This is a genomic window from Microbacterium oleivorans (assembly GCF_023715745.1).
Classification (GTDB): domain Bacteria; phylum Actinomycetota; class Actinomycetes; order Actinomycetales; family Microbacteriaceae; genus Microbacterium; species Microbacterium oleivorans_D.
This window is the reverse complement of the sequence record NZ_JAMBOV010000007.1, coordinates 137,904-145,200: the sequence shown is the minus strand read 5'-3', so window position 1 is coordinate 145,200 and position 7,297 is coordinate 137,904. Positions and strand designations below refer to the sequence as shown.

The 7,297-nt window shown below is 68.7% G+C and carries 6 protein-coding genes; 5 read left to right on the top strand and 1 reads right to left on the bottom strand.

Annotation, left to right across the window (positions count from 1 at the left end):
- The first annotated feature begins 96 nt into the window (after positions 1 to 96).
- Genes M3190_RS15570 through M3190_RS15155 form a run of 4 tightly spaced genes read left to right on the top strand, consistent with a single transcriptional unit; the run spans position 97 to position 3,890 of the window.
- Entirely contained in the window at positions 97 to 1,041 is a 945-nt protein-coding gene (locus M3190_RS15570; RefSeq protein WP_251583536.1) for a carbohydrate ABC transporter permease, read from the top strand.
- Between the two features lies 1 nt (position 1,042).
- Positions 1,043 to 1,915, top strand: coding sequence for a carbohydrate ABC transporter permease (locus M3190_RS15165; RefSeq protein ID WP_251583534.1), 873 nt, complete (start codon positions 1,043 to 1,045; stop codon positions 1,913 to 1,915).
- A gap of 8 nt (positions 1,916 to 1,923) precedes the next feature.
- Positions 1,924 to 3,048, top strand: coding sequence for a Gfo/Idh/MocA family protein (locus M3190_RS15160; RefSeq protein ID WP_251583532.1), 1,125 nt, complete (start codon positions 1,924 to 1,926; stop codon positions 3,046 to 3,048).
- Positions 3,045 to 3,890 (top strand): ThuA domain-containing protein, encoded by an 846-nt coding sequence (locus tag M3190_RS15155; RefSeq protein WP_251583530.1) that lies wholly within the window; start codon positions 3,045 to 3,047, stop codon positions 3,888 to 3,890. The genes M3190_RS15160 and M3190_RS15155 overlap by 4 nt, the downstream gene beginning before the upstream one ends.
- Before the next feature lie 39 nt (positions 3,891 to 3,929).
- On the opposite strand, the gene M3190_RS15150 is transcribed toward M3190_RS15155, so the two are convergent.
- Positions 3,930 to 5,048 carry an ROK family transcriptional regulator gene (locus tag M3190_RS15150; RefSeq protein ID WP_251583528.1) on the bottom strand — a complete coding sequence of 373 codons (1,119 nt, stop codon included), beginning with the start codon at positions 5,046 to 5,048 and terminating at the stop codon, positions 3,930 to 3,932.
- 112 nt (positions 5,049 to 5,160) lie between these two features.
- On the opposite strand from M3190_RS15150, the gene M3190_RS15145 reads away from it, so the two are divergent.
- The gene (locus tag M3190_RS15145) at positions 5,161 to 7,284 is read left to right on the top strand and encodes an alpha-galactosidase (protein ID WP_251583527.1); all 2,124 of its coding nucleotides are present in this window, start codon (positions 5,161 to 5,163) and stop codon (positions 7,282 to 7,284) included.
- Positions 7,285 to 7,297 lie beyond the last annotated feature (13 nt).

The following is a 7,297-nucleotide window of genomic DNA, read 5'->3' as shown; positions in this document are numbered from 1 at the left end:
GGAGAAGATCCTGAGCGGCGAAGCCAACGGCCGGCAGGCGTACGAATCGTTCGTGAAGGACGCCACGGACCTGCTGGGGCCGAGTCTGGTGAAGCAGTGACGACGATCGTCGATCTGCCCGCCGCCGCGCAGGATGCCACTCGGCAGCCTGCGCGGCGGCGCCGCCGTGCCCGCAGCACCTGGCCGATCGTCGCCGTGCTGCTGGGACCTTCGGCCATCCTGATCTCCCTGTTCATCGTCCTGCCGGCGGTCTACGGTCTGTGGCTCAGCCTCACGAACACGCAGCTGACCGGGTTCGCGGCTCGCGATCCGAAGTTCGTCGGCCTGGACAACTACGCCTACCTCCTCACGAGCAGCGACTTCCTCGCCTCGCTCGGGCAGACGGGGACGTTCCTCCTCTTCTCGGCCATCATCGGGCAGACGGTCCTGGGCATGGTCGCCGCGATCCTGCTGAGCCGCCCCTGGGTCCGCGGGAAGGGTGTCTTCGGCGCGGCCATCCTCATGCCGATGGTGGTCCCCGAGGTGGTCGCCTCCCTGGCGTGGGCCAGCGTGCTGGCGACCAGCCCGGAGGGGACCCTCAACCGCCTGACCTCCCTCTTCGGTGCGGAGCCCACGAGCTGGCTCCAGACGGTCCCGATGGTGGCCATCATCCTCGTCAACGTCTGGCGCGGACTCGCGTTCGCGATGATCATGTTCCAGGCGGCGCTCGAGGATGTCCCGGTCGAGCTCATCGAGGCGGCGCGGGTCGACGGTGCCGGTGCGACCCAGGTGTTCCGCCATGTCACGCTCCCGCTGATCCGCGGGCCGGTGTTCCTCTATCTGCTCCTGACGACGATCAGCACGGTCGGCGTGTTCGGCCTGGTCTACTTCCTCACTCGAGGCGGCCCCGGTGGGCAGACCCGGATCGCCGCCATCTACATCTACGAGCGCGCGCTCCAGTTCTCCCAGATCGGCATCGGGAGTGCGGCCTCGATCATCCTCCTCGTCATCGTCCTCGTCCTCGGGGTCGTGTACGTCAGGCTCGCGAAAGTGAAGGTGTGACATGACCGCCGTCAGTGAGAACACCTCCGTGGTGCTGCAGCGCCGCAGGCCGCTGCAGCCGGTCGACGTCGTGCAACGGACCATCGGGTACGTCCTGCTCGTCCTGCTCGTGCTCTTCTGCCTCGTTCCCTTCGCCTGGGTGCTGCTGAGCGCGGTGGATCAGAACGCCGGTGCGACCGTGCAGTGGCCGACCTGGTCGTTCGACAACTTCACCCGCTTCTTCGCCGCCCCCGGCACGCCGATGCTCGTGATCAACAGCCTCGTCGTCGCGGTCGGCTCCACCGTGCTGAACCTCGCGCTCGGTGTGGCGGGCGGCTACGCCCTCTCGCGTTTCGAGTTCCGGGGCCGACGCTTCTTCATGTTCAGCATCCTGCTCATCCGCGTCGTGCCGGCGCCGGCCACGATCGTGGCGCTGTACCTGATCATGGTGAACCTGCACCTGACGAACACCCTGCACGGCCTCATCCTGGTGCAGGCGGTCGGCGGCCTGCCGGTGACGCTTTGGCTGATGAAGGGCACGGTCGACGCGATCCCGCTCGAGCTCGAGGAGGCGGCGTGGGTCGACGGGAGCACGCGCCTGCAGGCCATCCGGCGCGTCGTCCTTCCGCTCATCGGGCCGGGCCTGGGGGCTGCGGCGATGCTGCAGTTCATGGGGTCTTGGGGCGACTTCCTCACGCCGCTCGTGATGCTCCAGAGCCAGGAGCTGTACCCCCTCGCCATCGGCCTGTTCCGAGCGTTCAGCGAGCGTGATCACGTCGACTGGGGGCTGCTGGCAGCCAGCGCGATCGTGTACGTCCTCCCACCCGCGATCCTCTACATCTTCGTCCGCAAACACCTGTTGCGGTCCAGCCTCGGTGGAGCCCTGAAGGGATGATGGGCGACGTGGACGGACGACTGCGGGTCGCGCTCGTCGGGGCGGGCGCGATGGGAGGCGAGTGGCTTCGGATGCTGGCGGCATCCTCGGTCGCGATCCCTGTCGCCGTTGTGGACCTCGACATCGAGCTGGCGCGTCGCACCTGCGCCTCCACCGGCTTGGACATCACGACCGGGACGTCCTTGGCCGAGGTCGAGGGTGCAGGGATCGAAGCGGTCATCAACGTGACGGTGCCCCAGGCGCACCGTGTCGTCAACGAACAGGCGATGCGCGCAGGGCTGCCCGTGCTCTGCGAGAAGCCCCTCGCGCCGACCGTGTCGGAAGCCCTGCGGCAGGTGGCCCTCGCGAACGTGACCGGGCAGCTCCTGATGGTGAGTCAGTCGCGCCGGTACTTCGGACCGCTCGCGACGTTCGCCGAGGTCGCCCGGAAGGTCGGGCCCTTGAGCACGGTCCTCGCGGACTTCTTCCACGAGGACCACGAGCCGGGATTTCGCGAGCAGATGGAGCATCCGCTCCTCGTGGACATGTCGGTCCATCACTTCGACATGCTGCGATTCATCACCGACGACGTCCCGATCAGCGTCCGCTGCGATGCGTGGAACCCGCCGTGGAGTTGGTTCGCGGGAAAGGCTTCGGCGGTGGCCACCTTCGAACTGGCCTCCGGTGCTCGTTTCGTCTACTCCGGCAGTCGGGCCGCGCCGGGAGCCGAGACCTCGTGGAACGCGGAGTGGCGGATGTACGGTCTCGAAGGTGTGGCGACGTGGGACGGCGAGTCGGCGGTCTCGCTCCGCTCCGAGCGTGTCGTTCCCCAGCCGCCGGCAGCGGGCGAGAGCATCGAAGGGTCGCTGGCCGAGTTCGTCTCTTGTGTGAGGGACGGCCGGACGCCGCAGAACGAGGTCCGTGACAACGTGCTGACCCTCGCGATGATCGAGGGCGCCACCGAGAGCAGTTCGCGTCAGGGCGAGCGCGTCGTCATCCGTGAACTCCTCGATGAGGCGCTGGCCCGCGCGCGTCACGATGAGACGCGGGAGGATGTCGCAGCCGAGCTGTATTCCTGGCCCGACGCCGTGCACGGACTGTCCACGACCCCCTGGGGCTCTGCGCCCGCGATCGCGTCTGGAGGCGCCTTATGACCGACACCGTCCTCGTCGAAGCCCCCTCGGGGCGACCGATCCGCGTCGTCGTCTGGGGGGAGAACCGTCACGAACAGGTGAACCCTGTCGTGCAGGGGATCTACCCCGATGGCATGCACACGACGATCGCCCGAGGGATCACCGCTCATCTGGGCGACCGAGCCGTCGTCACCACCCGTGTGCTCGAGGACCCGGAACACGGCATGACCGACGAGCTGCTGTCCGAGACCGACGTCCTCGTGTGGTGGGGACACGCCGCCCACGACGAGATCGACGACCGTGTCGTCGATCGCATCCAGTCGCATGTGCTGGAGGGCATGGGCATCATCGTCCTGCACTCGGGGCATCACTCGAAGATCTTCCGCCGCCTGATGGGGACGACCTGCAGCCTCCGGTGGCGCAACGACCGCGACAGGGAACTCGTCTGGACCGTCTCGCCGACGCATCCGATCGCCGCGGGCATCCCGCAACCGCTGATCATTCCGACGCAGGAGATGTACGGGGAGTTCTTCGACGTCCCGGAGCCGGACGAACTGGTCTTCATCAGCAGTTTCAGCGGTGGCGAGGTCTTCCGCAGCGGGATCACCTACCGACGCGGGTACGGCAGGGTGTTCTACTTCAGCCCCGGCGATGAGATCTTCCCCGTTTACCACGATCCGAACATCCAGCGTGTCATCGCGAACGGGGTGGAGTGGGCGCGCACAGACCGGCCGAGAACGTCGTATCTCGTCACCCCGATGTATCTGACGGGCCGCTTCGACACCCCGGTTCTGGAGTCCGACGACGGCCTTGTCGACTATCACACGCGGGAGCCCGTCGACTTCGGGGGCGATCCGTCCTGACGTGGGAGGGGCGGCGTCCATCCGCCCCTCCCACCAGGATCACCGACGTCGGCTGCGCATCCTGTCCATCGTGGATTGGATGGCGACCGCTGCGGCGCCTCGCGCCCACGCGCGGAAACCCGACCCGTCGACGATCAGATCGATAGGGTTGGCATGCGGGTCGCGACCGGCGGCGGCCGCGGCGAGCACCCGGTCGTGGACGATCGTGAGCAGGCTGACGCCCTCACCCGAGAGCACCACCGTCGACTGCAGGCTGAGGTTTGTCGCCAGTGCGATGAGCCTGCCGAGCGCGTCGGCGGCGCTGCCGACGATCGCGCTGACGGCAGGATGGCCGTCCTCGGCGAGGTGGAGAATCTCGTCGTACCCGACAGGGCGACCGAGAGCAGCCGACGCCTGGGCGGTGATCGAACCCGACGTCAGCAACGCCTGGGCACAGCCGCGGTGGCCCTCGGAGCAGATCGGACCATAGGGGTCGAGGGGGATGTGGGCGCCCGTGCCGGCCGTCGCGTCCGGTGTCCGAATGACCTCGTTGTCCACGACGAGCCCGTAGCCGACGCCCGCGCCGATCGTGATGACCGCGAATCCGGAGAGTCCGCGCCCCGCGCCGAACCAGCGCTCGGCCTCGGCGAGGGCGACCACGTCGTTCTCGACGTTCACGGGGACCCCGAGCCGTCCGCTCAGGTCCGTCGCCACGTCGACGTCGTCCCACCCGAGGAAGGATGCCCGGACGGCGACACCGTCGTGGACGACTCCGCCGAGGCTCACACCCACGGCGACGAGGTTCGGGACGTCGAGTTCGGTGACGGCGCGGTGCACGAGCGCCAGGACCGCCTCGGGCGACGTGTCCTCGATGGGCCATTCTCCCGCCGCGATCTGCTCGGCTCGGATGTCGGTGCCGACGGCGATGACGAGGTCACCGGTGATCTTCACTCCGACGAAGGAGCCCAGGTTCGGTGCGATGTCCAAGGGTCGGCTGGGGCGCCCGACGGTGCCGTCGGCGACCTCCTCCAGCTCGACGAGCAGGCCGCGCTCGACGAGCGGTTTCGCGAGGCGGGTCAGACTCGCCGGCGACAGTCCCAGCTTCACGCCGAGGTCTCGCCGCGACAGCGGGCCGTAGATGAGCACGGTGCGTGCCAGGGCAGCTTCACTGTCGCTCATCCCCACCTCCTCGATGCAGTCACAGTGGCACAGCGGGGGCTCCGGAGGTTGCCGCCACGCTCGGTAACCCATTGTTCTTGACTCGATAATATTTTACGTCGAAACTAATCCTATGCCCACGCCCGACGTCGTCCATCTCCGTGCCGGCGGCACCAGCGTCTGCATCGATTCGTCCGCAGGGGTCCCGCGGATCGTGCACTGGGGTCCGGACCTCGGACGGGTGTCGCAAGAGACCCTCAACTCCCTCGCCCGCGCTGACCGTCTGCAGCGGGCCTCGGGCGGACTCGATGAGACGGTCGGGCTGAGCGTGGTCAGCACGGCGGCATCCGGCTGGGCGGGAATGCCCGCGCTGGAGGGGCACCGCGACGGCGACGCGGTCGGCGTGCGATTCGAACTGCACGCGAGTGAGGTGACGAGCACATCCGTCCGTTTCGATCTCACGGATGCCGAGATGCGGCTGTCGGCCCGGTACGAGCTGCGGGTGACGGCGTCGGGGTTGGTGCGGGCGCGGACGTCGGTGCGCAACGACGGGGTGGGTGTGTACACGGTGCAGGCGTTGCATGTGACGCTTCCTCTGCCGTGGGAGGCGACGGAGCTCCTCGATACGACGGGTCGTCACTTGCGGGAGCGGTCGGCGCAGCGTCACGTGCTGACGTTCGGGACGCATCTGCGGGAGTCGCGGCGCGGCCGCCCGGGTGCCGACGCCACCTTGCTGCTCGCGGCCGGGGTCCCGGGGTTCGGGTTCGAGCGGGGGCGGGTGCACGGGGTACACCTGGCGTGGAGTGGCAACTCGCGGATCTTCGCGGAGCGGGTCCCGACGGGCGAGTCGTTCCTCGGCGCGGGTGAGCTGTATCTGCCGGGGGAGATCCGTCTCGCGCCGGGTGAGGAGATCTCGTCTCCCGAACTGCTGGGGTCGTGGGGCGACGGGCTCGACGAGCTCGCGGCACGGTTCCATGATGAGTGGCGTTCGCGGCCGCAGCATCCGACTCGTCCGCGTCCGATCACGCTCAACACGTGGGAGGCGGTGTACTTCGACCATCGGCTGCCGAAGCTGATCGCCCTCGCCGACGCGGCGGCGGAGCTGGGGGTGGAGCGGTACGTGCTCGACGACGGCTGGTTCCGGCACCGCCGCGACGACACCGCGGGGCTCGGCGACTGGTACGTGGACGAGACGGTGTGGCCCGAGGGGCTGCACCCGATCGCCGATCACGTGGTCGCGAAGGGGATGGAGTTCGGCCTCTGGTTCGAACCCGAGATGGTCAACCCCGACAGCGACCTCGCCCGCTCCCACCCCGACTGGATCCTCCGCGGCCGCACCGACCTGCCGCCCTCCTCCCGGCAGCAGCAGGTGCTGAACCTCGCCAATCCTGACGCGTACGCGTACATGTTCCGCGTGATTAGCGACATCCTCACCGCGTACCCGATCGCGTACGTGAAGTGGGATCACAACCGGGACCTCGTCGACGCGGCCGCCGGTCCCGGCGGCGCGGCCCTCGTGCACGCGCAGACCCACGCCGTCTACCGCCTCATCGACGAACTCAAGGCCGCCCACCCGGGCCTGGAGATCGAGAGCTGCGCCTCCGGCGGCGCCCGCGTCGATCTCGGCATCCTCGACCGCACCGACCGGATCTGGACCAGCGACTGCCTCGACCCGATCGAACGCCTCGAGAACCAGCGGTACACGGCCCTGGTCGTCCCGCCCGAGATGATGGGCATGCACCTGACCACCCCGCACGTGCACTCCACCGGCCGCACCGTCTCCCTCACCCTCAGCGGAGCCGTGGCCCTGTTCGGTCACTTCGGCATCGAATGGGACGTCACGACCCTCACCGACACGGATGCCGCGGCCGTTGGCGCGTGGGTCGCCCTCGCCAAACGGGTTCGCCCCCTCGTCGCGACCGGCCGCGTCGTCAACACCGATGTCGCCGACCCCGGACTCGATGTCCGCGGCGTCGTCGCCGAAGACCAGGCATCCGCCTTCTTCACCATCACCCAGACCCAGACCCTCATCTCCTCGCCGGCGGGGCGCGTGCGCTTCCCGGGGCTCGACCCCGACCGCACCTACCGGATCGAGATCATCACCCCCGGCGGCATCGTGCAGACCCCCGCGCAGTCCCCCCTCGAGTGGGCGCACCACGACACAGTGCTGACCGGACGTCAACTCGCCATCGTCGGTCTGCGACCGCCGGTGCAGAACCCGCAGCAAGCCGTCGTCGTCGAGGTCACCGCTCGTTGACGGAACCACGGCG